22 protein-coding genes are annotated in these 25,924 nt (G+C 74.3%); 13 read left to right on the top strand and 9 right to left on the bottom strand.

The genetic code is table 11. The features are described from left to right. Positions 1-2: 2 nt before the first annotated feature. Both HOP40_RS30260 and HOP40_RS30255 read right to left on the bottom strand, forming a co-directional pair. Positions 3-1,064: a glycosyltransferase family 4 protein gene (locus HOP40_RS30260; RefSeq protein WP_172165432.1), complete on the bottom strand. Its 1,062-nt coding sequence runs from the start codon at positions 1,062-1,064 to the stop codon at positions 3-5. After that, complete coding sequence (locus tag HOP40_RS30255; RefSeq protein WP_172165429.1) at positions 1,061-1,858, bottom strand: alpha/beta fold hydrolase; 798 nt, start codon at positions 1,856-1,858, stop codon at positions 1,061-1,063. The genes HOP40_RS30260 and HOP40_RS30255 overlap by 4 nt, the downstream gene beginning before the upstream one ends. A 377-nt stretch (positions 1,859-2,235) precedes the next feature. Between HOP40_RS30255 and HOP40_RS30250 the strand changes: the two genes are divergently transcribed. The 3 genes from HOP40_RS30250 to dnaE all read left to right on the top strand — a co-directional run bounded on the left by HOP40_RS30250 (position 2,236) and on the right by dnaE (position 8,207). Further along, positions 2,236-3,213, top strand: coding sequence for a DMT family transporter (locus tag HOP40_RS30250; protein WP_172165426.1), 978 nt, complete (start codon positions 2,236-2,238; stop codon positions 3,211-3,213). A gap of 44 nt (positions 3,214-3,257) precedes the next feature. Beyond that, a complete protein-coding gene (locus HOP40_RS30245; protein WP_172165423.1) occupies positions 3,258-4,436 on the top strand; it encodes a glycosyltransferase in 1,179 nt (392 codons plus the stop codon). Between the two features lie 222 nt (positions 4,437-4,658). After that, the gene (dnaE, locus tag HOP40_RS30240) at positions 4,659-8,207 is read left to right on the top strand and encodes a DNA polymerase III subunit alpha (protein WP_172165420.1); all 3,549 of its coding nucleotides are present in this window, start codon (positions 4,659-4,661) and stop codon (positions 8,205-8,207) included. Between the two features lie 12 nt (positions 8,208-8,219). On the opposite strand, the gene HOP40_RS30235 is transcribed toward dnaE, so the two are convergent. The 5 genes from HOP40_RS30235 to HOP40_RS30215 all read right to left on the bottom strand — a co-directional run bounded on the left by HOP40_RS30235 (position 8,220) and on the right by HOP40_RS30215 (position 15,598). Continuing rightward, the gene (locus HOP40_RS30235; RefSeq protein ID WP_172165417.1) at positions 8,220-10,457 is read right to left on the bottom strand and encodes a glycosyl hydrolase; all 2,238 of its coding nucleotides are present in this window, start codon (positions 10,455-10,457) and stop codon (positions 8,220-8,222) included. After that, a complete protein-coding gene (locus HOP40_RS30230) occupies positions 10,454-11,281 on the bottom strand; it encodes an efflux RND transporter periplasmic adaptor subunit (RefSeq protein WP_172165414.1) in 828 nt (275 codons plus the stop codon). Before HOP40_RS30230 ends, HOP40_RS30235 begins: the two co-directional genes overlap by 4 nt. Then, the gene (locus HOP40_RS30225) at positions 11,278-12,858 is read right to left on the bottom strand and encodes a glycosyltransferase family 2 protein (protein WP_172165411.1); all 1,581 of its coding nucleotides are present in this window, start codon (positions 12,856-12,858) and stop codon (positions 11,278-11,280) included. Before HOP40_RS30225 ends, HOP40_RS30230 begins: the two co-directional genes overlap by 4 nt. Continuing rightward, positions 12,855-14,489: a glycosyltransferase family 2 protein gene (locus tag HOP40_RS30220; protein ID WP_172165408.1), complete on the bottom strand. Its 1,635-nt coding sequence runs from the start codon at positions 14,487-14,489 to the stop codon at positions 12,855-12,857. The genes HOP40_RS30225 and HOP40_RS30220 overlap by 4 nt, the downstream gene beginning before the upstream one ends. 251 nt (positions 14,490-14,740) lie before the next feature. Next, positions 14,741-15,598, bottom strand: coding sequence for a PaaX family transcriptional regulator (locus HOP40_RS30215; protein ID WP_172165405.1), 858 nt, complete (start codon positions 15,596-15,598; stop codon positions 14,741-14,743). A 27-nt stretch (positions 15,599-15,625) separates the two neighbouring features. Here HOP40_RS30215 and HOP40_RS30210 point away from each other — a divergent pair, with 27 nt between their 5' ends. The 6 genes from HOP40_RS30210 to HOP40_RS30185 are packed head-to-tail and all read left to right on the top strand — an operon-like array spanning position 15,626 to position 20,465. Continuing rightward, positions 15,626-16,894 carry an adenosylmethionine--8-amino-7-oxononanoate transaminase gene (locus tag HOP40_RS30210; RefSeq protein WP_172165402.1) on the top strand — a complete coding sequence of 423 codons (1,269 nt, stop codon included), beginning with the start codon at positions 15,626-15,628 and terminating at the stop codon, positions 16,892-16,894. Positions 16,895-16,919: 25 nt separating this feature from the next. Next, the gene (locus tag HOP40_RS30205; RefSeq protein WP_172165399.1) at positions 16,920-18,053 is read left to right on the top strand and encodes an 8-amino-7-oxononanoate synthase; all 1,134 of its coding nucleotides are present in this window, start codon (positions 16,920-16,922) and stop codon (positions 18,051-18,053) included. A 5-nt stretch (positions 18,054-18,058) separates the two neighbouring features. Next, positions 18,059-18,739 (top strand): dethiobiotin synthase, encoded by a 681-nt coding sequence (gene bioD, locus HOP40_RS30200; RefSeq protein ID WP_205347402.1) that lies wholly within the window; start codon positions 18,059-18,061, stop codon positions 18,737-18,739. After that, entirely contained in the window at positions 18,718-19,746 is a 1,029-nt protein-coding gene (bioB, locus tag HOP40_RS30195; protein ID WP_172165392.1) for a biotin synthase BioB, read from the top strand. Before bioD ends, bioB begins: the two co-directional genes overlap by 22 nt. Then, a complete protein-coding gene (gene bsaP / locus HOP40_RS30190; RefSeq protein ID WP_172165389.1) occupies positions 19,743-19,934 on the top strand; it encodes a biotin synthase auxiliary protein BsaP in 192 nt (63 codons plus the stop codon). Before bioB ends, bsaP begins: the two co-directional genes overlap by 4 nt. A 12-nt stretch (positions 19,935-19,946) precedes the next feature. Beyond that, positions 19,947-20,465, top strand: coding sequence for a type II toxin-antitoxin system PemK/MazF family toxin (locus tag HOP40_RS30185; RefSeq protein WP_172165386.1), 519 nt, complete (start codon positions 19,947-19,949; stop codon positions 20,463-20,465). A gap of 88 nt (positions 20,466-20,553) precedes the next feature. On the opposite strand, the gene HOP40_RS30180 is transcribed toward HOP40_RS30185, so the two are convergent. Both HOP40_RS30180 and HOP40_RS30175 read right to left on the bottom strand, forming a co-directional pair. Next, a complete protein-coding gene (locus HOP40_RS30180; RefSeq protein ID WP_172165383.1) occupies positions 20,554-21,231 on the bottom strand; it encodes an LON peptidase substrate-binding domain-containing protein in 678 nt (225 codons plus the stop codon). A gap of 4 nt (positions 21,232-21,235) precedes the next feature. Beyond that, a complete protein-coding gene (locus HOP40_RS30175; protein WP_172165380.1) occupies positions 21,236-21,952 on the bottom strand; it encodes an NUDIX hydrolase in 717 nt (238 codons plus the stop codon). Positions 21,953-22,109: 157 nt separating this feature from the next. Between HOP40_RS30175 and nadA the strand changes: the two genes are divergently transcribed. The 4 genes from nadA to HOP40_RS30155 all read left to right on the top strand — a co-directional run bounded on the left by nadA (position 22,110) and on the right by HOP40_RS30155 (position 25,922). Further along, positions 22,110-23,099, top strand: a complete 990-nt coding sequence (gene nadA / locus HOP40_RS30170) for a quinolinate synthase NadA (RefSeq protein ID WP_172165378.1) — start codon at positions 22,110-22,112, stop codon at positions 23,097-23,099. Then, positions 23,096-24,682, top strand: coding sequence for an L-aspartate oxidase (locus HOP40_RS30165; protein ID WP_172165376.1), 1,587 nt, complete (start codon positions 23,096-23,098; stop codon positions 24,680-24,682). Before nadA ends, HOP40_RS30165 begins: the two co-directional genes overlap by 4 nt. Next, positions 24,679-25,542, top strand: a complete 864-nt coding sequence (gene nadC / locus HOP40_RS30160; protein ID WP_172165374.1) for a carboxylating nicotinate-nucleotide diphosphorylase — start codon at positions 24,679-24,681, stop codon at positions 25,540-25,542. Before HOP40_RS30165 ends, nadC begins: the two co-directional genes overlap by 4 nt. Before the next feature lie 161 nt (positions 25,543-25,703). Next, a complete protein-coding gene (locus tag HOP40_RS30155; RefSeq protein ID WP_172165372.1) occupies positions 25,704-25,922 on the top strand; it encodes a hypothetical protein in 219 nt (72 codons plus the stop codon). The last annotated feature ends 2 nt before the right edge of the window (positions 25,923-25,924 follow it).

Below are 25,924 nucleotides of genomic sequence, written 5' to 3'. Positions count from 1 at the left end.
TCCTAGCCGCGGGCCTTCGCCGTGCGTTCCAGCAGGTCGAGCAGGGTGCGGGCGCTCGCGGCCCAGCTGTAGTGCGCGGCCCGGGTGCGGGCGGCGGCCGAGCGGCGGGCGTGCTCGCCCGCGTCGTCGAGGGCGCGGACCGCGGCCACGAAGCCGTCGACGTCGTCCGGGTCGACGTAGGCCCCCGCGTCGGCGCCGACCTCCCGGAACACCGGGATGTCGCTCACCACCACCGGCGTGCCGACGCCCATCGCCTCCACGAGCGGGATGCCGAAGCCCTCGTCGCGCGAGGCGGACACGAGCGCCGTGGCCCCGCGCAGCGCCGCGGCGTACTCCTCGTCGGACGCGCCGTCGTGGAACACCAGCCGCGCCCCCGGCGCCAGCGCCTGCAGCCGCGCGCGCTCGGCGGGCGTGACCCGGCTCATCAGGTGCAGCTCGTGGTCGGGCAGCGCCGCGGCCGCCCTGACCAGCACGTCGACGTTCTTGTAGGGCATGAACGAGCCCATGTAGACCAGCCGGCGCCCGGGCGTCGAGGGGGCGTCCGGGAGGGGGTCGGCCGCGTTCGGCACCACCGTCACCGGGCGCTCCGTGAGCCGGTGCGCCGCGATCAGACCGGCCGTCGTGTCGGAGACCGTGACGACCGCGTCCGCGCGGTTCAGCAGCACCCGCTGCGGCCACCACGCCAGGTGGTAGAGCCGCCAGAGCACCCGGATCGGCGCGGGCAGGTCGCGCGGGGGAGTGGTGTGCCGGTAGTAGATGAGGTCGTGCAGCGTCAGCACGAGGCCGTAGCGGCGGCCCCAGGTGCCCATCGTCTGCATCGGGCTGAACACGACGTCCGGGGCGAGGCGGTTGACCTGGCGCGCCACCAGCGGCTCGCGCACGCTCGTCGGCGCGCTCACCCGGAACGAGGGCAGGTCGGGGAGCATCCCCAGCTGGCGGGGGTCGGAGATGATCATGGTGACGGGGTGCAGCTCGGCGAGCTCGGCCACCAGCGCCGCGGTGTAGCGGCTGATGCCGTCGTGCCGGTCGGTGCGCACGTAGCGGCAGTCGACGGCGATCCTCACGCCAGGAACTCCCTGATCAGCGCGGCCACCGCGGCGGGCTTCTCGTAGTGGACCAGGTGCCCGGTGCCGTCGATCATCTCCAGCCGCGCGTCCGGGAACACCGCGGCGAGGCGCTCCTGCTCGGCGGGGGTCGTGATGTCGTCGAGCGCGGTGCCGATGAGCAGCGTCGGCACCGTGATCCGGGCGGCCGACTCGTCGACCCCGTGCGACACCGACGCCCCGAACGCCTCCAGCAGCACGCGCCGGTCGGCGAACCCGCCGAAGTACCGGTCGTGCTCGGCGTGGATCCAGCGGCGCAGGGCCCGGTCGGGCGTCTTCACCATGGCGACGCTCGCGACGCGGGTGAACAGGCGGCTGCGCAGCACCGCGGTGCCGACGCGCTCGGGCAGCGCGGCGCACAGCCGGTGCACGAGCACGGTGGCGCGGGTCATCACCTGGCGCGGCCCGGCCAGTGCCGACCCGGCGATCGGGGTGACGAGGACGAGCGCGCGCACCGGCAGCCCCTCGGCGACCGCGGCGGAGGCGACGATCGAGCCGAACGAGTGCCCGAGCAGCGCCGCGCCGGGTGCGACCGCACGGAGGAAAGCACTGGTCCAATCGGCGTATCCGCGCAGGTCGTGGCGCCCGGACGAGAGCGGAGGCGCCTCACCGAATCCGGGGAGGTCGGGCACCACGAGGTGGAGCCCGGACAGGTGCGAGACGATCGGTTCGAGGCCGTGGTGGTCGCCGCGGAGACCGTGCAGCAGGACCACCGCGGGGGCGGTGACGTCGCCGTACGTCCTGTACGGGACCATTCCCGTCGGGAGGTCCACCTCGTGACGACGGCCCGGCAGACGCTCCGAGCGCGAAGCGGAGGGGAGGCTGGCCACCGCGCGGAGTGTAGGTGGCCACCTGGTTCCGCGGGCAGCCGGCCGTGAATGCTACGGCCGGATCACGGTCAGGCGTCGGCGGGGCCACGAGTCGGAGAACACTGCCGCGGCTCGTGGTTTCGGGGTAACCCCCGAGGCCACTCGGTAGTGATCCTGATGCCTGTCTCAGCTCCGGGATGCCACGGTGGGATCATGACGACGATCGGTAGGTCCGCGGTCACGGCCGCACCGGCGGGGGGCCGCTGCGCCCTCGGCGCGCCGGTCGTCGCCCGGGTGTCGCGCGTCCGGGGCCGGGGTGCGGCGTGACCCCCACCCTCCTGGCGTCCTCGCCCGCCATCGCGCTCGCGGTCGTCGCGGCCGCGTGCTTCGCGGTGGCCGCCACCCTGCAGCACGACGCCGTCGACGGCGTCTCCACCGACGGCAGCCGCCTCGGGCTGTCGGCGTTCCGGGCGCTGGTCAGCCGCCCGGGCTGGCTGCTCGGGCTCGCCGCGGCGGGAGCGGGCTCCGGCCTGCACGCCGTCGCGCTCGTCCTGAGCCCGCTGTCGGTCGTCCAGCCCATCGGCGTCCTCGCCGTGCCGATCGCGGTGCTGCTCACCGCCCGGCGCACGCGGGAACGGCCGGGGCAGGGGGTGCTGCTCGGGGTGGCGCTGAGCGTCGCGGGCGTCGCGGCGTTCGTCTCGATCGCGGCGAACTCCACGAGCTCCACCCGCGTGCCCGACTTCGCCACGCTCATCGCGGGCGGGATCAGCCTCGCGCTGGTGCTCGTGCTCGTGCTGGTCGCCGCGTTCACCCGCGGCTGGCGGCGCTGCGTCGCCTACGTCACCGCGGGCGCCGTCGCGTTCGGGCTGGTGTCCGCGCTGGTGCGGGCGCTGTCGCTGCAGATCACCACCGGGCTCGTCGCCTGGACCGACCCCCGCCTGCTCGGCACCGCCGCCGGCATCGGGCTCGCCCTGCTCGTGGGCGGCTGGCTCATCCAGCAGGGGTTCGCGTCCGGGCCGCCGGAGGTGGTCATCGCCTGCCTCACCGTCGTCGACCCCATCGTCGCGGTGCTGCTGGGCATCCTCCTGCTCGGCGAGGGGCCCGCGACGTCGGGCGCCGCCGCCGTGGTCCTGCTCGGCTGCGCCGCCGCGGCCGCGGCCGGGGTCGTCTCCCTGGCCCGCTACCACCCCGACGCCCGCCGCGCCCGGGCCCAGGCCCGCGCCGCCGCGATCGCCGCCCGGTCCGACACCGCTCTCTCCGACGACCACGCCGCGGTGCCGCGGCCCGCCCCCCGCCCCTGAAGACGCGTCGGCTCCCCCGACCGCACCCGAGAGGATCCCTCCCCGTGAAGCCGCTGCGCATCCTGATCGGTGCCGACACCTACGCCCCCGACGTCAACGGCCTGTCGCGCTTCTCCTCGCGCCTCGCCGCCGGGCTCGTCGAGCGGGGCCACGAGGTGCACGTCGTCGCCCCGTCGCACGACGGCCCGGGCGCGGTCCGCGAGGAGGACGGCGTGGTCGTGCACACGGTCAAGTCGCACCGCTGGTTCAGCCACCCCACGTTCCGCGTGGCCTGGCCGTGGACCACGCGCCCGCGCACCGCGCGGCTGTTCGCCGAGATCGCCCCGGACGTCCTGCACGTGCAGGGCCACTTCCCGGTCGGGCGCGGCCTGGTGCACGCCGCCCGCGCCGCCGGCACGCCGATCGTCGCGACCAACCACTTCATGCCCGAGAACCTGGTCGGGCACGCCCGCGTGCCGAAGGTCCTGCAGAAGCCGGTCACGAAGATCGGCTGGTGGGACATGCACCTGATCTACCGGCACGCCGACGTCGTCACCGCGCCGACGCCGCGCGCGGTCGAGCTGATGGAGAAGGCCACCGGCATGACGGGCTCGCTGGCCGTGTCCTGCGGCATCGACGCCGCCAAGTACCGGGGCGGCGAGCCCGACCCGGCCGCGCCGACCACCGTGCTGTTCGTCGGCCGGATGGACCAGGAGAAGCGGGTCGACGAACTGCTGCGCGCCTTCGCCGCGCTGCCCGCGGGCACCCGCGCCGAGCTGGAGGTCATCGGCGAGGGCGTCATGCGCGAGGAGTGGACGGGCCTGGCCGCCGAGCTCGGCATCGGCACCCGCACGCGCTTCCGTGGCTTCGTCTCCGAGGAGGAGCTCGTCGCCGCCTACCGCCGCGCCTCGGTGTTCTGCATGCCCGGCATCGCCGAGCTGCAGAGCCTGGTCACCCTCGAGGCGATGGCCGCGGGCACCCCGGTGATCGCGGCGAACGCGATGGCGCTGCCGCACCTGGTCCGCCCGGGCCGCAACGGCTGGCTCTTCACCCCCGGTGACGTCCCGGAGCTCACCACGCGCCTCGCCGCGCTGGTCGGCGACGCCGACATGCGTCGCCGGATGGGGGCGGCCAGCCGTGAGATGGTGGCCGCGCACGAGCTGAGCGGCACGCTGAGCACGTTCGAGGGCATCTACGAGCGGCTGCTGGGCCGTCGCGAGGCCGGGGCGGTGCGCGCCGCCTGACGTCCCACCGGCCCCCCTCAGGGCCTCCTGGCGGGCCGACACGCCGCCCGCCGGGAGTGAGCAGCGCGTTCGGCGCTCACCCCCGAGGGTGGGCCGGAACTGTCGGTGGGCGGGGTTAACCTGAGCCGATCCCCGGGCCGCCGCGAGCGGGCGGCGCGGGGGTCGAGTCCAGTGCACGAGCGCGGTCCCGCGGGCCGCGCCAGGAGGGAGCTCCCCACTCCGATGTCCGGTTCCGGCGACAGCTTCGTCCACCTCCACACCCACACCGAGTTCTCGATGCTCGACGGGGCCGCGCGGCTGGACGACCTGTTCAAGGAAGCCGCGCGGATGGAGATGCCCGCGCTGGCGATGACCGACCACGGCAACGTGTTCGGCGCCTACGAGTTCTGGCGCAAGGCCAAGGCCGCGGGCGTCAAGCCGATCATCGGCATGGAGGGCTACCTCGCCCCGGGCAGCCGCCACGAGCGCAAGCGCGCCGTGCTGGCCAGGGGCGCGTCGGGGGCGGACGACACCGACAACCCCGGCGAGATGTACACCCACATGACGCTGCTGGCCGAGAACAACGAGGGGATGCACAACCTCTTCCGGCTCTCGTCGCTGGCCTCGCTCGAGGGCTACTACTACAAGCCCCGCATGGACCGCGAGCTGCTGGAGACCTACGGCAAGGGGATCATCGCCACCACCGGCTGCCCCTCCGGCGAGGTCCAGCGGCTGCTGCAGCAGGACAAGTACGACGCCGCCGTCCAGGCCGCGAGCGACTACCGCGACATCTTCGGCAAGGACAACTTCTTCTGCGAGCTGATGGACCACGGCATCGAGATCGAGCGCCGCGTCCGCGACGACCTGCACCGGCTCAAGAAGCAGCTCGAGCTGCCGGGCCTCGCCACGAACGACCTGCACTACACCTACGCCGAGGACGCGAAGCCGCACGAGGTGCTGCTGTGCGTGCAGACCGGCAAGACCCTCGCCGACCCCAACCGGTTCAAGTTCGACGCCCAGGACTTCTACCTCAAGAGCCCGGCCGAGATGCGGGCCCAGTGGGACGACGCCTTCCCGGAGGCGTGCGACAACACCCTCGCGATCGCCGAGCGGGTCGACGTCCACTTCACCGAGGGGCAGGACCTCATGCCCCGGGCGCCCGTGCCCGAGGGCGAGTCGGAGGAGAGCTGGCTGGTCAAAGAGGTCGAGCGGGGGATGCACAACCGCTTCCCGAACGGCATCACCGACCAGTACCGCACGCAGGTCGACTACGAGGTCGGCGTCATCATCCAGATGGGCTTCCCGGGCTACTTCCTGGTCACGGCCGACCTGATCCAGCACGCGAAGAAGGTCGGCATCCGCTGCGGCCCCGGCCGCGGGTCCGCCGCCGGCTCGCTCGTCGCGTACGCCCTGGGCATCACCGACCTCGACCCGATCCACCACAAGCTGCTCTTCGAGCGGTTCCTCAACCCCGAGCGCATCTCGATGCCCGACATCGACATGGACTTCGACGAGCGCCGGCGTGGCGAGATGATCCGCTACACCACGGAGAAGTACGGCGAGGACCGGATCGCGCAGATCATCACCTACTCCACGATCAAGGCGAAGGCCGCGATCAAGGACTCGGCGCGCGTGCTGTTCGGGCAGCCCGGCTACGCCGTCGCCGACCGGATCACCAAGGCGATGCCGCCCGCGATCATGGGCAAGGACATCCCGCTCTCGGGCGTGTTCGACCCCACGCACAAGCGCTACTCCGAGGCCACCGAGGTCCGCGCGCTCTACGACGTCGACCCGCAGGTCAAGGAGATCATCGACACCGCCCGGGGCCTGGAGGGCCTCAAGCGGCAGTGGGGCGTGCACGCGGCGGGCGTGATCATGTCGAGCAAGCCGCTGATCGACGTCATCCCGATCCAGCGCCGCGAGGCCGACGGCGCCATCATCACGCAGTTCGACATGGGCGCCTGCGAGACGCTCGGGCTGCTCAAGATGGACTTCCTGGGCCTGCGCAACCTCACGATCATCGACGACGCGCTGGAGAACATCGAGCTCAACGGCAAGCCGAAGCTCGTCATCGAGGACGTCGGGCTCGACGACCCGAAGACCTACGAGCTGCTGTCCAAGGGCGAGACGCTCGGGGTGTTCCAGCTCGACGGCGGCCCGATGCGCGACCTGCTGCGCCGCATGGCGCCCACCGAGTTCGACGACATCTCCGCGGTCGGCGCGCTGTACCGCCCCGGCCCGATGGGCGCCAACGCGCACAACGACTACGCCGACCGCAAGAACGGGCGGCAGCCGGTCACGCCGATCCACCCCGAGCTGGAGGAGCCGCTCAAGGAGGTGCTCGGCGAGACCTACGGCCTGATCGTCTACCAGGAACAGGTCATGGCGATCGCGCAGGTCCTGGCCGGCTACACGCTCGGCAAGGCCGACCTGCTGCGCCGCGCGATGGGCAAGAAGAAGAAGGAGATCCTCGACAAGGAGTACGCCGGCTTCGCGCAGGGCATGAAGGACAACGGCTACTCCGCGGCCGCGGTCAAGACGCTCTGGGACATCCTGCTCCCGTTCTCCGACTACGCCTTCAACCGCGCGCACTCCGCCGCCTACGGCGTCGTCTCCTACTGGACGGCGTACCTCAAGGCCAACTACCCGGCCGAGTACATGTCCGGCGTGCTCACGTCGGTGCGCGACGACAAGGACAAGGCCGCGGTCTACCTGGCCGAGTGCCGCCGCATGGGCATCACGGTGCTCGCGCCCGACGTCAACGAGTCGGTCCGCAACTTCGCGCCCGTCGGCACCGACATCCGGTTCGGCCTGGGCGGCATCCGCAACGTCGGCGTCAACGTCGTCGACGCGATCGTCAAGGCCCGCAAGGAGAAGGGCGACTTCACCGACTTCTCCGACTTCCTGCGCAAGGTCGACGCCGTCGTCTGCAACAAGAAGGTCATCGAGTCGCTGATCAAGGCGGGCGCGTTCGACTCGCTCGGGCACACCCGCAAGGGCCTGCTGCTCGTGCACGCCGACGCGATCGACGCCGTGATGAGCACCAAGAAGGCCGCGTCGATGGGCCAGTTCGACCTGTTCGGGTCGATGGACGGGTCGGGCCCCTCCGAGCTCGACTCGGTGTTCGACGTCAAGGTCTCCGACGACGAGTGGGACACCAAGCACAAGCTCGCCGTCGAGCGCGAGATGCTCGGCCTCTACGTGTCCGGGCACCCGCTGCACGGCGTCGAGTCGGTGCTGACGGCGAAGACCGACACCCCGATCTCGGCGATCGTCGAGGGCACGGTGCCCGACGGCCACCAGGTCACCGTCGGCGGCATCCTCGCCGGGGTCAACCGGCGGGTGAACAAGAACGGCGAGCCGTGGGCGTCGGCGCAGCTGGAGGACCTCGCGGGCGGGATCGAGGTCCTGTTCTTCCCGCGCTGCTACCAGGTGGTCGGCGTCGACGTCGCGGAGGACGCGATCGTGCTGCTCAAGTGCCGGGTCAACCGGCGCGACGACCGCGTGTCCCTGATCGTCAACGACCTCGCGGTGCCCGACCTCACCGTCGCCAACGGCGGTCCGGCGGCCCCGGTGAAGGTGAGCATGCGCACCGAGCTCGTCACCCCGCAGCGGGTGTCGCGGCTCAAGGAGGTGCTCTCGCACCACCCCGGCAGCTCCGAGGTGCACCTCGCGCTGGTCGGGGGCAGCGGCACGAAGGTCTGGAAGCTCGACGACGGGCTGAAGGTCACCCAGTCCTCGGCGCTGATGGGCGACCTGAAGGCCCTGCTCGGGCCGGGCTGCCTGGGCTGAGCAGGGTCGGGCTCAGCCCGGCACGGCGGCGCTCGTGAACGGCTCCACCGCGACCTGGCCGACCACCGCGCCGTCGGCGGTGCGGAACACCACGACCTGCGGGTCGGGCGTGCCGTTCACCGCGGCCAGGGTGGTGGTCCCGTCCCGCTCGAAGGCGAGCCCCATCGGCGGGTCGGCGTGGACGTCGTCGCGCACCCGTCCGAGGGTGCGCAGGGTGCCGGTCCAGACCTGCAGCCAGGTCCGGCTGTTGCCGGCCTCGACCTCGCCGAGCCCGGCTCCGGCCGCGGACGGGTCTCCCAGCGCGCGCTCCATGACGAACAGGTCCGGCCACAGCCGCGGCAGGCCCCCGCCCGCCGCGGTCGCCTCGTCCGCCCGGGCGGTGGCCGCGGGACCGGCGCGGTAGAGCGACCCGAAGGTGAAGGGCAGGAGCTGGATGCCGATCACCGCCTCGGCCCGGCCGTCGAAGAAGGTGGCGAAGTCGATCTTCCCGCCCCACACGATCCCGGCGGTGGTGTGGGCGTAGCCGGGTGGCCGCACGAGCCCCTGGCCGAGCCAGTAGGTGTTCGCCGCAGCCGCCTCGACGGCGTAGCGGGCCAGGGCCGGACCGGCGACCTCCGGACGGCCGGTCGCCCAGCCCCACGCCGCGATCGCCTCCCAGGCCTGCACGGCCTCGCTCGAGGACTCCTGGTTGTTGCCGTCGGCGAAGGCGGCGAAGCCCGATGCCGCCGAGTGGCCCTGGTAGGCGTTCCACACCCGGAACGGCGGCAGGTGCCCCGTGCTGCCCATCACGTCCTCGACGAGCAGGTCGATCCCGGCGAGCCGCGCGGGGCCGGCCGGGCGTCCCAGCCGCTGCAGGGTGGCCGCCGCCCGGACCAGGTAGCCGTAGTGGAAGTGGTGGTCGTTGTAGTCGTTGCTGCCGAACTCGGACGGGTGGCCGACGATCCCGCGCCAGACGTCGTCGTAGGCCAGCCACCGCGCGTCACCGGGACCGGTGTGGGTGAACCAGTCGTCCACCCCGGCCTCGAGCAGGTCGAGCGCCGCGCCGAGGTCGGGTGACGCGGTCGCGGCGGCGGTCTCGGCCAGCAGGGCGAGCCGGCCCAGCGCCTTCGGGTGGCCGTAGCTGCCGCCCTCGAGCCGCGTCGCGGCGAGGTCCGCGGCGAGGTCCGCGGCGAGCGGGACGGACGGTGCGGTCGGGCCGCCGGCCGGGGGCGGCCCGACCAGCAGCCCCCGCATCGGGAACCGCAGCACCACCTCGCTGGCCTCGACGACGACCAGCGGGCCGCGGGCGGTCTCGTACCGGCCGAGGACGTCCGGCGGGGCGGGCAGGGCGGCGACCTGGTGGGGGAGGAGCGCCACGAGGCCGCCGTCGCCGTCCCCGTCGCGCGACCAGACCAGCCGCTGCTCCACGACGCCGGCGCGGGCGTCGACCGTCATCGGCGCCGAGGTGGAGGTGACCGGGTCGGCGGCCGCGGCGGCGAACGCCCCGGCCCACCGCGCACCGGCGCCGTCCGGACGCGGGGCCACGGCGAGCACCGTGGGCGCGGCGAGCTCGGTGGTCAGCTCGGAGCCGGTCCGCAGCCACCGGGTGGCCGCGGTCGTGCGCACGTCCCACGTGCGGTCGGCGGCCACGACCTCCACCGCGTCGGTGTCGGTCGCGGTGCCCTCCTCGAAGGTCCGCCCACCGCCCTGCGCCCGGGTGCCCGCGTCGATCCGCAGGGGACCGGCCGGCACCCAGAGGTGCACGACGGGACTGCCCTGGGCGAGCAGGGCGACGACGGGCGCGGCGCCCTCGCGCCGCAGCTCCAGGGTCACAGAGAACTCGCCGTACCCGACGACGGCCACTCCGGTGAGCGGGCCGCCGAGCCACCACGCCGGTGCGGGCGGCGCGGTGACCGCGTCGGCCGTGGCGGTCACCGTGGTGGGCGCGCCGAGGCCCAGCCCGCGCGGCCCGGCTTGCGCCACGACCGGGAACGCCCACATCGACTGCGTCCACGGGCCCGTCAGCGCCGAGGTCCACCACTGGCTCGTCGGGACCGGCCGCCCGGCCAGCGGCGCGCCGACCTGGGCGGGGGAGGCGGCCGGCCGCAGGTCCGCGACGACCGGCCCGAGCCCGGCGGGCGGTACCGGTGACGCACCGGTGCCCGCGGGAGGCCCGAAGACCGCGGCCGGAGGCGTGCCCGGGGCGGGCTCCGCCGCGGGTGCGGCGGTGCACCCGGCCGCCACCGCGAGGCAGGCGAGGGCGACGGTCACTCGCCGGAGGATCGCGGCACCGAGCCCTTCTGCAGCCATCCGGTGAAGGTGAGCCCGGGCAGGAGGGAGCGCACGGCCTCGGGGTCCGTGCCGACGAGCGTGACGAGGGCGCGGGGCGGGTCGTCGGGCGAGAAGCGCAGGGCGGGTTCGACGCTGACGACCGTGACCGCCAGGTCGTCGGTGGAGGGCGAGGTGAGCTCGCCGGTCATGCCGGAGGTGATGAAGCTGGCCTGCTCGACGTCCATGTCGGTCTCGAACCGGAGCCGGTCGGGCTGGTAGAGCTGCACCGCGATCTCGCCCGGCCCGAGCGCCGCGCCGGCGTTGGTCGGGATGGTGGCGACGACCCCGGCCACCGGGGCGACGAGCTGCTCCCGCTCGACGCGCTCCCCGCCGTCGGCGGCGGGCCGGTAGACGTCGACGGTGGCGAGGACGTCGTCCGCCTGCACCTCGTCGCCCGGCTGGACCAGGATGTCGACGACCCGGCCCGAGCTGCGGCTCACCACGTCGATGGGCTCGGCGGCGAGCTCGACGCCCTCGAGGCCGATGCGGTCCGCGCGCTCCAGGCGCAGGGCGATCTGCTGCGCCGAGACGGCCCCCACCGCGAGCAGGGCGACCAGCAGGACGAAGCGCGCCCGCCAGCGTCGGAACCGCCCGCGGCGCACGTCCCGCCGGGTGGGCGGGACCACCGGCTCCGCCGCCGGAGCGGAGTCGATCGGCAGCGCCGCGGAGCGGACCGGGGGCCGGCCCTGCGGCACCATCGCGGGCCCCGGCTGGACGGGCAGCGCCTCGGTGGGGAGATCGGTCTCTCGTCCGGTGACGGTCATGTCGGGACGCCTTCCTGGGTGGTCGTGGGGCTGCGGTCCGGCCCGTGGTCGGTCGGGGACGCGTCGCGGCGGCGGTCGGCGACCGCCTGGGCGATGACGCGGCTGAGGACGAGGACGTGGACGATGCTGAGCGCCACGCAGATCGCGGTGCCCGTGACGTTCTCGATCGTGCTGAGCCCGACGACGATCCCGGCGAGGTTGATCGCCAGGAGGACGACCTGCGGGAGCGTCACCTCCAGGACGGTCGGCGCCGACCCCTTCGCGCCCGTCGAGCGCCAGACGGCCCGGCGCCGGAAGAGCACGGCGAAGAACGCGGCGACGTGGACCGGCGCGCTGGCGACGGACAGGACGACCGGTCGTATCCGGAAGCCGCCGGACTGCATCCACAGCACCGCCTGGGTCAGGACCCAGAACGGCAGGTAGATCGTCAGCCAGGTGGCGGAGTCGGTCTCCAGCGGGGTGATGCCGAACAGCAGGAACAGCGGCGGGAGGAGCAGGAACCAGAGGTTGGAGAAGCCCTGGAGGAAGTGCAGCGGCGGAGTCAGGTACTGGACCCGCTGGTCGAACGTGAGCCCCTTCGCCGCGAACGGGTTGGCCCGCAGCAGGATCTCGAAGCTTCCCGATGCCCAGCGGAACTGTTGGCGGAAGTGGCTGTCGAGGGTGTCGGGGGAGAGTCCTCTGGCGAGGATGTGGGGGAGGTAGACGCTGGTCCAGCCGCGTTGGTGGAGGCGGATGCTGGTCCAGATGTCTTCGCTGTGGGTGTCTTCGTAGAAGCCGTTGACGTCGTCGAGTGCGGTGCGTCGGAAGACGGCGTTGGTGCCGACGTGGAAGGCGGCGTTGAAGCGGTTCTTGCCGGGGCAGATGACTTCGTAGAAGACCTGTTGGGATTGGGCGGCGGCGATCTCGATGAAGTTGCCGTTGTCGGTGCGGTAGGCCTGGGAGCACTGGACGAAGGCGACTTCGGGTCGGGCGAGGTGGGGGAGGGCGACGACGAGGAAGTCGGGGTGTGCGGCGTGGTCGGCGTCGAAGATGGCGACGTAGTCGCCGTGGGTGCGGGCCAGGGCGCGGTTGGCGTTGCCGGCTTTGACTCCGCGGCGGTCGTCGCGGCGGAGGTAGCCGACGCCGAGGTGGGTGCAGAGGTCGCGGATGGCGTCGGAGCGTCCGTCGTCGCAGACGTAGACGTTGTGGGCCAGGCGCATGTCGCGGGCGGCGCGGACGGTGCGGGTGATGACGTCGAGGGGTTCGCCGTAGACGGTGATGATGACGTCGACGGTCGGTGTGCTGACCCCGCTGAGCAGCGCCTGCCGGAACGCGTGCACCTCGGGCCGGTCGTGGGCGCGGGTGTCGACCGAGAGGCCGGTCCACCACATCGCGACCGCGTTGCCGAGCAGGATGGTCTCGGCGAGGACCAGCGCGACGTAGGGGATCCAGTCGCCGTGGCGCCACGGCGCGAGGACGAAGCTGCCGTACACGATCGCGGCCACGAGCAGCAGGCCCATCACGCCGCGGGTGCTGGAGCGGACCCGCGGGATCTCGACCGGCTCGGACAGGTAGGGCAGCGCGAGCGGGGCCCTCATGCGGCCACCCCCGCCGGACGCGGCGCGGCTGCCGGGGCGGGGCGGCGGCGGGCCCGCCACCGGTCGGCGACCGCCTGGGCGATCACGCGGCTGAGGATCAGGACGTGGATCAGGCTGAGCGCCACGCAGATCGCGGTGCCCGTGACGTTCTCGATGGTGCTGACGCCGACGACGATCCCGGCGACGTTGATCGCCAGGAGCACGATCTGCGGCAGCGTGACCTCGACGACGCTGGGGATCGCGCCGGCGGCGCGCGTCGAGCGCCAGACGGGCTTGCGCCGGAAGAGCACGGCGAAGAACGCGCGGACGTGCACGGGTGCGCTCGCGACCGAGAGCACGACCGGGCGCAGCCTCAGGCCGCCGGACTGCATCCACAGCACCGCCTGGGTCAGGATCCAGAACGGGAGGAACAGCGTCAGCCACGTCGAGGAGTCGGTCTCCAGCGGGGTGATGCCGAACAGCAGGAACAGCGGCGGCAGCAGGAGGAACCACAGGTTCGAGAAGCCCTGCAGGAAGTGCAGCGGCGGGGTGAAGTACTGCAGCCGCTGCCCCGGGGACAGGCCCGCGGCTTGCAGGGGGTTGGAGCGGAGCAGGATCTCGAAGCTTCCCGATGCCCAGCGGAACTGTTGGCGGAAGTGGCTGTCGAGGGTGTCGGGGGAGAGTCCTCTGGCGAGGATGTGGGGGAGGTAGACGCTGGTCCAGCCGCGTTGGTGGAGGCGGATGCTGGTCCAGATGTCTTCGCTGTGGGTGTCTTCGTAGAAGCCGTTGACGTCGTCGAGTGCGGTGCGTCGGAAGACGGCGTTGGTGCCGACGTGGAAGGCGGCGTTGAAGCGGTTCTTGCCGGGGCAGATGACTTCGTAGAAGACCTGTTGGGATTGGGCGGCGGCGATCTCGATGAAGTTGCCGTTGTCGGTGCGGTAGGCCTGGGAGCACTGGACGAAGGCGACTTCGGGTCGGGCGAGGTGGGGGAGGGCGACGACGAGGAAGTCGGGGTGTGCGGCGTGGTCGGCGTCGAAGATGGCGACGTAGTCGCCGTGGGTGCGGGCCAGGGCGCGGTTGGCGTTGCCGGCTTTGACTCCGCGGCGGTCGTCGCGGCGGAGGTAGCCGACGCCGAGGTGGGTGCAGAGGTCGCGGATGGCGTCGGAGCGTCCGTCGTCGCAGACGTAGACGTTGTGGGCCAGGCGCATGTCGCGGGCGGCGCGGACGGTGCGGGTGATGACGTCGAGGGGTTCGCCGTAGACGGTGATGATGACGTCGACGGTCGGTGTGCTGACCCCGCTGATGAGGTCGTGCCGGAAGGCGTGGACCTCCGGGGACTCCCACAGCTCGTCGTCGCCGAACAGGCCCGTCCACCACATGGCCACGGCGTTGCCGAGCAGGATCGCCTCGGCGACGACCAGCGCGACGTAGGGCACCCAGTCCCCGTGGCGCCACGGCGCGAGGACGAAGCCGCCGTACACGATCGCCGCGACGAGCAGCAGGCCCATGACCGCCCGGGTGCTGCGCTGGACCTTCGGCACGACGACGGGCTCGCTGAGGTAGCGCTCGTCCTCCGGGCGCGGCCGCCCGTGCCACAGCCCGTCGTCGGTCGCCGGGGCATGGCCCAGCGACACTCCGGCCCAGTCGTCCAACCCTCGTCCTCCGTGATCGTCGGGCAGTGCCGCGACGTCGCACACCGAGGGGCGCACCGTGCTGCCGGCCGTACTGGCGGGTGGTGCGGTCGAGCGCCGCACACGCCCGGACAATCGCCGGTGCGCCCAGCAGCGTTACCGCGGTCGGTCTACTCCCCGATCCGCCGTGGCGGCGTCTGCACTGGTCAGCGCCGCAGCCGCTCGTCCGGCGCCCGACGACCGTCACCGGCCCGGCCGGTTCCGGGAGGACCTCAGGGCCGCCCGACGAGCTGCTGCCAGTACCGCTGGGCCGGGTCCTGCCACCGGGCGTGCAGGCGGGTGAACAGGTCGGCGGCCCGGGCGCCGGCCCAGTGGTCGGGCAGCAGCTCGGCGGGCAGGCGCGGGTCGAGGAACGGGAACCGCCGCCAGGCGTGGACCAGGTGGATCTGGTGGGCGAGGACCTCGGCGGGGCCGGTGGGCGCCGCGTCGGCGAAGGCGTCGAGGAACTCCTCGTAGGCCTCCTCGACCTCGGCCAGGTCCCACGCCTGCGCGACGACCTCGCCCTCGGCGCCGATCGCCCCGAACGGGCCGACGAAGGAGCTGCTGACGGCGGTGAGCTCCAGGTCGGCGACGACGTCGGCCACCTCGGTCTGCTTGGCCGGGTCGGGGGAGACCCAGACGCCGGGCGCGGGCGAGCCGAGGCCGGCCCAGGCCAGGCGGGTGCGCAGGCGGTGCCGCAGCTGGCGGCGCGCCTCCGGGACGCTGACCAGCAGCACCAGCCACCGCCCGTCCCACGGCCGGTCGGCCTGGCCGAAGCCGTAGATGCGCTCGGCGCCGTCGGTGAGCAGGCGCCGCCCGGACGGGGTGAGCGACCAGCGGACGCGGCGCCCGGCGCGGTCGGACTCGAGCAGGCCCTCGGCGGCGGTGCGGGCCAGCGCCTGCCGCGCCGACTTCGGCTCGACCCCGAGCGCACCGAGGACGTCGAGCAGGACCTGCGTCCACACCGGCTCGCCGCGGGGGAGCACGAACTCGCCGAGGACGGTGAGCAGCAGGGAGCGGGCGCTCGTCGCGCCCAGCTCGCGGCGCCGCGACAGCGCCGGGTGCTCGGGGAGGCTCTCGGCGGCGGACATGACCGGCCCACTCTAGTGTGTCGAGCCGTGGAGATCACGGAGCTGGTGAGCACGGACCGTCAGCACGTGTGGCACCCCTACGCCCCGATGCCCGCGATCACGCCGCCGCTGCCCGTCGCCTCCGCCTCCGGGGTGCGCCTCACGCTCGCCGACGGCCGCGAGCTGGTCGACGGGATGTCGTCCTGGTGGGCGGCGATCCACGGCTACGCCCACCCCGTCCTCGACGCTGCGGTGCGCGACCAGCTCGGCTCCATGAGCCACGTGATGTTCGGCGGGCTGACGCACTCGCCCGCCGTCGAGCTGGCGAGGCTGCTCGTCGACGTCACCCCGGCCGGGCTGGAGCACGTGTTCCTGGCCGACTCCGGGTCGGTGTCGGTCGAGGTCGCGATCAAGATGTGCCTGCAGTACCAGCGCTCGCGCGGGCGCCCGGGCAAGCACCGGCTGATGACCTGGCGCGGCGGCTACCACGGCGACACGTTCGGTGCGATGAGCGTCTGCGACCCCGACGGCGGCATGCACTCCCTCTGGAGCGACGTCCTGCCGCGGCAGGTGTTCGCGTCCGCGCCGCCGCGGGGGTTCGAGACGGCCTACGTGGCGCAGCTGGCCGACCTGGTGGAGCGCCACGCCGACGAGCTCGCCGCCGTCATCGTCGAGCCGGTCGTGCAGGGCGCGGGCGGCATGCGCTTCCACGACCCGCGCTACCTGCACGTCCTGCGCGAGCTGTGCCTCACCCACGACGTCCTGCTGGTGTTCGACGAGATCGCCACCGGGTTCGGGCGCACCGGCGAGATGTTCGCCGCCGACCACGCCGGGATCGCGCCGGACGTGATGTGCGTCGGCAAGGCCCTGACCGGCGGGTACCTGACGATGGCGGCCGCGCTGTGCACGTCCGAGGTCGCCCGCGGGATCTCCGACGGCGCCGCGGGCGTGCTCATGCACGGGCCGACGTTCATGGGCAACCCGCTGGCCGCCGCCGTCGCCGGGGCGTCGGTGCGGCTGCTGCGCGAGCGCGACTGGCGCGGTGAGGTCGCCGGGATCGCGGCCGCCCTGACCGAGGGGCTGGCTCCGGCGCGCGCGCTGCCCGGCGTCGCCGACGTCCGGGTGCTGGGAGCGATCGGAGTGGTCCAGCTCGACCACGAGGTCGACATGGCCGCCGCGTCCGCGGCCGCCGTCGACGCCGGGGTGTGGCTGCGCCCGTTCCGCGACCTCGTCTACACGATGCCGCCCTACGTCTGCACGCCCGACGACCTCGCCGCCGTCACCGCGGCCGTGTGCGCGGCGGCCGCCGCCGGCTGACACGGCGGACATTAGGGTCGGGGGCGTGCCGACCCACCCCCTCGCCTGGCTCGCCGCCCACGCCGACGCCCGCCGCGCCGCCGGGCTGCGGCGCGAGCTGGTGCCCCGGGCGGCCGGGGCCCCGGGCATCGACCTCGCCGGCAACGACTACCTCGGCCTGTCCACCGACCCGCGCGTGGTCGCGGGCGGGGTCGACGCCCTGCGCACCTGGGGCGCGGGATCGACCGGGTCGCGGCTGGTCACGGGCACGACGGCGCTGCACGCGGAGCTGGAGGACGAGCTGGCCGCGTTCTGCGGCGCCGAGGCCGCGCTCGTGTTCAGCTCGGGCTACGCGGCCAACCTCGGCGTGCTCACCGCGCTCTCCGGGGCGGGCGCGCTGATCGTGTCCGACGTCGCCAACCACGCCTCGCTCGTCGACGCGTGCCGGCTGTCGCGGGCGCGGATCGTCGTCGCGGACGGGCCCGCCGCCGTCGACGCCGCGCTGGCCGCGCGCACCGAGGAGCGGGCGCTCGTCGTCACCGACAGCGTCAACAGCGTCGACGGCGGGCTGGCCCCGCTGCGCGCGCTGCACGCCGTCAGCCGGGAACGGGGCGCGCTGCTCGTCGTCGACGAGGCCCACGGGCTCGGCGTGTGCGGGCCGGGCGGGCGCGGGCTGCTCGCCGCCGAGGGGCTCGCCGGGGCCGACGACGTCGTGGCGACGGTGACGCTGTCGAAGGCGCTGGGCAGCCAGGGCGGGGCGGTCGTCGGGCCCGCGCCGGTGGTCGCGCACCTCGTCGACTCCGCGCGGTCGTTCATCTTCGACACCGGGCTCGCCCCGGCCTGCGTGGGCTCGGCGCTCGCCGCGCTGCGGGTGCTGCGCGACTCCCCGGAGCTGCCCGGCGAGGTGCTGCGGGTCGCGGCGGAGCTGGCCGACGCGGCGGGCGTGCCGGTGCCGGCGTCGTCGGTGGTGTCGGTGGTGCTGGGGGAGCCCGAGCGCGCGTTCGCGGCCGCGCGGCGCTGCGCCGAGCTGGGCGTGCGGGTCGGCTGCTTCCGGCCGCCGTCGGTGCCGGCCGGCACGAGCCGCCTGCGCCTCACGGCCCGGGCGACGGTCACGGCGGCGGAGCTGGAGCGGGTGCGGGAGGTGCTGGCCGAGGTGCTGGCGCCCGCGGTGGCGCGGTGAGCAGGATCCTGGTCGTCACCGGGACGGGCACGGGCGTCGGCAAGACCGTCGTCACCGCGGCGGTGGCGGCGCTCGCGCCCGGCCGGGTCGCGGTGCTCAAGCCCGCGCAGACCGGCGTGGGGCCCGACGAGCCGGGCGACCTCGCCGACGTCGCCCGCCTGGTCCCCGGCGTCACGGTCCGGGAGCTGGCCCGCTACCCCGACCCGCTCGCCCCGGCCACCGCCGCCCGCCGCGCCGGGCGACCGCCCGTCACGCCCGCGCAGGCGGCCGCCGCCGCGCGGGAGCTCGCCGCCGACCACGACCTCGTGCTCGTCGAGGGGGCGGGCGGGCTGCTCGTGCGCTTCGACGACGACGGGACGCTCGCCGACGTCGCCGCGGAGCTCGGCGCCCCGGTGCTCGTCGTCACCGCGCCCGGGCTGGGCACGCTCAACCACACCGAGCTGACCACGGCCGCACTGCGCGCCCGGGGCCTCGCGTGCGCCGGGGTCGTCGTCGGGGCGTGGCCGCGCGAACCCGATCTCGCGGCCCGCTGCAACCTCGCCGACCTGCCCGCCGTCACCGGGTTCCCGCTGGTGGGCGCGGTGCCGGAGGGGTCGGGGACGCTGGAGCCGGACGCGTTCGCGGCCGTCGCTCGTCACAGTCTTTCGTGCGAACTCGGCGGCGGATGGCAGACTCCCGAGGCGTGACGACCACCGAAGCCGCCGCCATCCTCGCCACTGCCCGCTCCCAGGTGCTGGAGGACGGAGTCGGTCTCGACGAGGCGCAGGTCCTCGAGGTCCTGCGCCTTCCCGACGAGGCCCTCGACGACCTGCTGCAGCTCGCCCACGACGTGCGGATGCGCTGGTGCGGCCCGGAGGTCGAGGTCGAGGGGATCATCTCGCTCAAGACCGGCGGGTGCCCGGAGGACTGCCACTTCTGCTCGCAGTCGGGCCTGTTCGCGTCGCCGGTGCGCTCGGCGTGGCTGGACGTGCCGATGCTGGTGGAGGCGGCCAAGCAGACCGCGAAGACCGGGGCCACGGAGTTCTGCATCGTCGCCGCCGTGCGCGGGCCGGACGCGCGGCTGATGACGCAGGTCGCGGCGGGCATCGCGGCGATCAAGGACGAGATCGACATCAACATCGCGTGCTCGCTGGGGATGCTGACCCCCGAGCAGGTCGACGAGCTCGCCGCGATGGGCGTGCACCGCTACAACCACAACCTCGAGACCGCCCGCTCGCACTTCCCGAACGTGGTCACCACGCACACGTGGGAGGAGCGGTGGGAGACGCTGCGCCTGGTGCGCGAGGCCGGCATGGAGGTCTGCTGCGGCGGGATCCTCGGGATGGGGGAGACGCTGGAGCAGCGGGCCGAGTTCGCCGCGCAGCTCGCGTCGCTCACCCCGGACGAGGTGCCGCTGAACTTCCTCAACCCGCGCCCGGGCACCCCGTTCGGTGACCAGGAGCCGATGGAGGGTGCCGACGCGCTGCGCGCCGTCGCCGCGTTCCGGCTCGCCCTGCCGCGCACGGTGCTGCGCTTCGCCGGCGGCCGGGAGATCACGCTGGGCGACCTGGGTGCGCGCAAGGGCCTGCTGGGCGGGATCAACGCCGTGATCGTCGGCAACTACCTGACCACCCTCGGGCGTCCGGCCGAGTCCGACATCGACCTGCTCGGCGAGCTGCAGATGCCGATCAAGGCCCTGAACGACACGCTGTGAGCGAGCCGGCCTTCTGCGACCGCTGCGGGCAGCCCGCGGCGGGCGAGCACGCGCGGTGCGCGGCCAGCCGCGACCTGGAACCGCCGCGGTACTGCGCCGACTGCGCGCGGCGGATGGTCGTCCAGGTCACCCCGACGGGCTGGACGGCCCGCTGCAGCCGCCACGGGGAGCGCACCAGCGCGTACTGACATGCTGTGCGCATGGCGAACTGGGGGAGCCTGCTGCGGCAGGCGGCCAAGATCGGGCTGGACCTGCTGTCGAAGTCGTCGTCGTCCTCGTCGGGGGGCGCGGCACCGGCTCCTCCTGTCGCCCCGTCGCGCGGCGGGGCCCGGAGCGCGCCCACCGGCGACGCCGCCCGCGCCGTCGTCTACTCCCCGGACCTCGACGGCTCCGCCGACCCGGGCGAGATCGTCTGGGCGTGGGTGCCGTTCGAGGAGGACGACGGGCGCGGCAAGGACCGCCCGCTGCTCGTCGTCGGACGCCGGGGCGGGGACCTCGTCGGGCTGATGCTGTCGAGCCAGCACGACCGCGCGGGCGACCGCGACTGGGTGTCGATCGGGTCCGGCGCCTGGGACCGCGAGGGGCGCGAGTCGTTCGTCCGCCTCGACCGGGTCCTGGAGGTCGGTGAGCACGACATCCGCCGCGAGGGTGCCGTGCTCGACCGCGGCCGCTTCGACCGCGTCGCCGGTGAGCTGCGCGGGCGGTTCGGCTGGAGCTGACGGCCCGACCCGGCGCCGTCACACCCCGACTCGGGCGCAACGAGAGCCCGACTCGCGGGCTCTCCGGCGCTCGTCACCTCGGGGCGGGCTAGTTGGCGCTGTGCTCCACCGCGTACGTGGTGATCGGGGCGGGGACCGCGCGGAGCTGGGTGAGCAGGCCGGTCTCGCGGGCCAGCAGCAGCCGCACCACCCGCAACCGCTCGGTGGGGGAGACCTGCTCCAGCAGGCGCTGGCGGTCGGACAGCGGCAGCAGGCAGTCGGCGGCCAGGACGCCCGGGAGCTCGGCCGGTGGGATCTCGGCGTCGGGCTCGGCCCAGTCGTCGTTCTTCCACGCCGTGGCGCAGTAGCGGCGGTGGGCGTCGCGGGCGGCGGCGGTGAGCATCGAGGTGAGGTCGTCGCCGCCCTCGAACTCGCCGTCGGGCAGGAACTCCACCGACCCCATGAGGTAGGGCTTGGACTCGGTGTCGAGATCGAGCAGGCGGAAGCGCCGTGCACCGCGCGTGACGATGTCGAAGCGCCCGTCGGGCAGCCGCCGCACGTCGCGCAGGGACGCCGTGCAGCCGACGGGATGCAGGCCGCGGGCGCCGTCGTCGTCGGGCGTCCAGCCCTCCCGGACCGCGACGACGCCGAACTCCTTGTCGGGCACCGCGCCCGTGACCAGGTCGATCGTGAGCTGGCGGTACCGGGGTTCGAAGATGTGCAACGGCAGCATCGCCCCCGGCATGAGCACGGTTCCCAGGGGGAACACGGGGACGGTCTCGGCCACGCGTCTACGTTACGGCGCCGCGCCCGTGCTCGCCCGGCGGCTTGAGCACGGCGAACGCGTCCGTGACGCGCAGTGCGCGGTCTGTGAAGCGGAACACAGCGGCGGGGCGGCCGCCGGAGGGTCCGGGGGGCGCGACCGAGCCGGTGGGTTCGAGCAGCGCGCGGCGCGTCAGGACCCGCTGCAGGTTGGTGGCCGAGACGGAGTGGCCGAGCGCGGCGACGTAGAGGTCGCGCAGCGCGGAGATGGTGAACTCGCGCGGGGCCAGCGCGAAGCCGAGGTTGGTGTAGGAGAGCTTGGCGCGCAGGCGGTCGCGGGCGGCGCTGACGATCGTGTCGTGGTCGAAGGCGGCGCCGGCGATCGCGGGCCCCTCGCCCGGGGCGATCGGGCGCCAGGCGGTGTCGTCGGGGATCGCGGGGTCGGCGTCGGAGGGGACGAGCCCGAGGAACGCGGTCGCGATCAGCCGGACGCCCGGCACGCGGCACGGGTCGCTGAACACCCCGAGCTGCTCGACGTGCGCGACCTCCCGCACGTCGACCTTCTCCGCGAGCTGGCGCAGCACCGAGCGCTCGACGTCCTCGTCGTCGCGCAGCCGCCCGCCCGGCAGCGCCCATCGCCCCAGGTCAGGCTCCTGCGCGCGCTGCCAGGCGAGCACCTGCGGCTGGCCGTCGGAGATCCGGAGGACGGCGGCGAGCACCTCGTGTCCCGTCTCGCGCGCCCCCATGCCGGGATCGTAGGCCCGCCGCGCGCGGGCCGCGGCCGGTGTGAACGGCAGGTGTCCAGCGGGTGAGTTCCGGATCACGTGCCCGGTACGGCGTGCGGATTGCCCTGCTAGGCTCGCCGCAGTTTACGACTACTAGTCGAAAACATGAGGAGGGGTCATGACGACGACCGAAGCTCCGCGGGTCGACGCCGGGTGGGCCGACGAGGTCCGCGCACTGGCGGCCGCCCAGGACGCCGTGGTGCTGGCGCACAACTACCAGCTGCCCGAGATCCAGGACGTCGCGCACTTCACCGGCGACTCGCTGGCCCTGTCCCGGATCGCCGCCGAGAGCCCGGCCTCGACGATCGTGTTCTGCGGCGTGCACTTCATGGCCGAGACCGCGAAGATCCTCAGCCCGGAGAAGACGGTGCTGATCCCGGACGCGAAGGCGGGGTGCTCGCTCGCCGACTCCATCACCGCCGACCAGCTGCGCGAGTGGAAGGCCGAGCACCCGGACGCGGTGGTCGTCAGCTACGTCAACACGACGGCGGCGGTGAAGGCGGAGACCGACGTCTGCTGCACGTCGTCGAACGCGGTGGAGGTCGTGCGGTCGATCCCGGCCGACCGCGAGGTGCTTTTCCTGCCCGACCAGTTCCTCGGCGCGCACGTCCGGCGCATCACCGGACGGCAGAACATGCACGTGTGGGCGGGGGAGTGCCACGTCCACGCCGGGATCAGCGGCCCCGCGCTCACGGCGCAGAGCCAGGCGCACCCCGACGCCGACCTCTACGTGCACCCCGAGTGCGGCTGCGCCACCTCGGCGCTCTACCTCGCGGGCGCCGGCGCGGTGCCGGCCGAGCACGTCAAGATCCTCTCGACGGGCGGCATGCTCGACGCCGCGCGGGAGGCGCAGCCCGGGCGGACGGTGCTGGTCGCCACGGAGGTCGGGATGCTGCACCAGCTGCGGCGGGCGGCGCCGGAGGTCGACTTCCGGGCCGTGAACGACCGCGCCTCGTGCCACTACATGAAGATGATCACCCCGGAGAAGCTGCTGCGGGCGCTGCGCGAGGGCCGCGACGAGGTGCACGTCGACCCGGAGCTCGCCGAGCGCGGCCGGGCCGCGGTGCAGCGCATGATCGCGATCGGGCAGCCGGGGGGTGGGGAATGAGCTGGGAGGCGGAGGCGGACCTCGTCGTCGTCGGATCGGGTGTCGCCGGACTGACGGCCGCGCTCGACGCCGCCGCGGCGGGCCTGCGGGTCGTCGTCGTCACCAAGGACGCGGTCGACGCCGGGTCCACGCGCTGGGCGCAGGGCGGCGTCGCCGTCGTCGTCGGTGACGTCCCCGGCGACAGCGTCGAGGCCCACGTGGCCGACACGCTCGATGCCGGTGGCGGGCTGTGCGACCCGGCGGCGGTGGCGTCGATCATCGCCGACGGTCCCGCGGCCGTGGCGCGGCTGCGGGAGCGCGGCGCGGTCTTCGACCCGGCCCCGGACGGACGGCTGGCGCGCACCCGGGAGGGCGGGCACTCCGCGTTCCGCGTGGTGCACGCGGGCGGCGACGCCACGGGCGCCGAGGTCGAGCGGGCGCTGGTCTCCGCGGCGGGCGGGCTGCCGCTGCTCACCGGGCACGTCGCCGTCGACGCCCTGCGCACGCCCGACGGGCGCGTCACCGGACTCGCCCTGCTCGACGACGACGGGCGCCCCGGCGTCCTGCGCGCCCCGGCCGTGCTGCTCGCGACCGGCGGCTACGGCCAGCTCTACTCCTCGACGACCAACCCGGAGACGGCCACCGGCGACGGCGTCGCGCTCGCGCTGCGGGCCGGGGCGTCGGCGGCCGACCTGGAGTTCGTGCAGTTCCACCCGACCGTCCTCTACACCGGGCCGGCCGTGGGGCGGCGCCCGCTGGTCACCGAGGCCGTGCGCGGCGAGGGCGCGGTGCTCCTAGACCGCGCCGGGCGCCGGTTCATGACCGGTGTGCACCCGCTGGCCGACCTCGCGCCCCGCGACGTCGTGGCCGCGGCCATCACCCGGCGCCTGGCCGAGACCGGCACGGCGTGCGTCTACCTCGACGCCCGCCCGCTCGACGGCTTCGCCACCCGCTTCCCGACGGTGTACGCGGCCTGCCGCGCGGCGGGGATCGACCCGGTGCGCGAGCCCATCCCGGTCACCCCGGCGGCGCACTACGCGTGCGGCGGGATCGTCACCGACGGGCACGGCCGCACCGCGGTCCCCGGCCTGTGGGCGGCCGGGGAGGTGGCGCGGACCGGGCTGCACGGGGCGAACCGGCTGGCGTCGAACAGCCTGCTCGAGGGGTTGGTGATGGGGGCGCGGGCGGCGGCTTCCGTCGTGCAGGAAAGCCACGTTCCTGCCACCACGTTGCGGGAAAGTGGCTTTCCTGCAACTCCGGCCCCCGCCGTCCCCCTCGCCGACCGCACCACCGTGCAGCGCGCCATGACCTCCGCCGCCGGCGTCGGCCGCGACGGCGCCGGCCTCGCCGCCGCCTCGGACGCCGTGGAGGCCGCCACCGCGCTCGCCGTCCCGATCGACCGCGCCGGCGTCGAGGACGCCGCGCTCACCCTGCTCGCCCAGGCCGTCCTGGCCGCCGCGGGCACCCGCACCGAGAGCCGGGGCTGCCACGTGCGCACGGACTTCCCCACCCGCGACGACGTGTGGCAGCGCGCGAGCCTCGAGGTCGCGCTCGACGAGGCCGGGCGACCGGTCGTGCGCACCGGGAAGGCGGTGGCGGCATGAGCAGCACCACCACCGCGGGGCCCGACCTCGACGACCTCCGCCGCGTCGTCGCCACCGCGCTGGAGGAGGACCTCCGCTACGGCCCCGACGCCACCACCGAGGCCACGGTCCCGGCCGGCGCGGTCGCGATCGGCGCGTTCGCCGCCCGCCGACCGGGCGTGCTCGCCGGCATCCCGGCCGTGCTCACCGTGCTCGACGCCGTCGTCGGCGACTACGAGGTGCTCTCCACGGCCGCCGACGGCGACCGGGTCGGGCCCGGGGACGCCGTGCTCACCGTGCGCGCCCCCGTCCGCACCTTCCTCACCGCCGAGCGCACCGCGCTCAACCTGCTGTGCCACCTCTCGGGCGTGGCCACGGCCACCGCGGCCTGGGTCGACGCCGTCGCGGGCACCGGCGCGCGCATCCGCGACACCCGCAAGACGCTGCCCGGGCTGCGGCTGCTGGAGAAGTACGCCGTGCGCTGCGGCGGGGGCGTCAACCATCGCCTCGGGCTCGGCGACGCCGTGCTCATCAAGGACAACCACGTGGCCGCGGCCGGGTCGGTCGGCGCGGCGCTGCGGGCGGCGCGGGAGCGGGCGCCGCAGCTGCCGTGCGAGGTGGAGGTCGACTCGCTCGAGCAGCTCGACGAGGTGCTCGCCCTGGGCGCGGAGCTGGTGCTGCTCGACAACTTCACCGTCGAGCAGACCGCGGAGGCCGTCCGGCGGCGGGGGAGCCTGCCCACCGGGCTGGAGTCCTCGGGCGGGCTGGCGCTGGAGAACGCCGCCGCCTACGCGCGCACCGGCGTCGACTTCCTCGCCGTCGGCGCCCTCACCCACTCCGTCACCGCCCTCGACCTGGGGCTGGACCTGCTCCCGGCGTGATCCCGCGCCGCGGGGCCACGGCGTGACACTGCCCACGAGTGGGCCCGGACATGCCGGGAATCCCCTGTCCACGAGAGACACTCGGGACAGGGCCGCGTCGGCGTCGACCACCCTCCCCTGACCATCCCCGGCTGCGGCCGGGCCGCCGGGCCGGAGACGACATGATCATGATCTGCGAACGCTGCTTCTCCCCGATCGGGGAGGGTGAGTCGATGGTGCGCCTCGCGCACATCGACCAGGCCCACAACGACGGCAGCGTCGACTGGACCTACGCCTACGTGCACCTCACCGCGTGCGTCACGCCCCGCCCGGCCGCGCACGAGCGCCCCGACACCGGCGCCTGGGACCAGGCCCGCGGCATCGGCGGCCTGCGCCACTGAGG

It is taken from the genome of Pseudonocardia broussonetiae, assembly GCF_013155125.1.
Lineage (GTDB): Bacteria > Actinomycetota > Actinomycetes > Mycobacteriales > Pseudonocardiaceae > Pseudonocardia > Pseudonocardia broussonetiae.
Note: the sequence above shows the minus strand (reverse complement) of the source record. Positions and strands in the feature narration are given on the sequence as shown.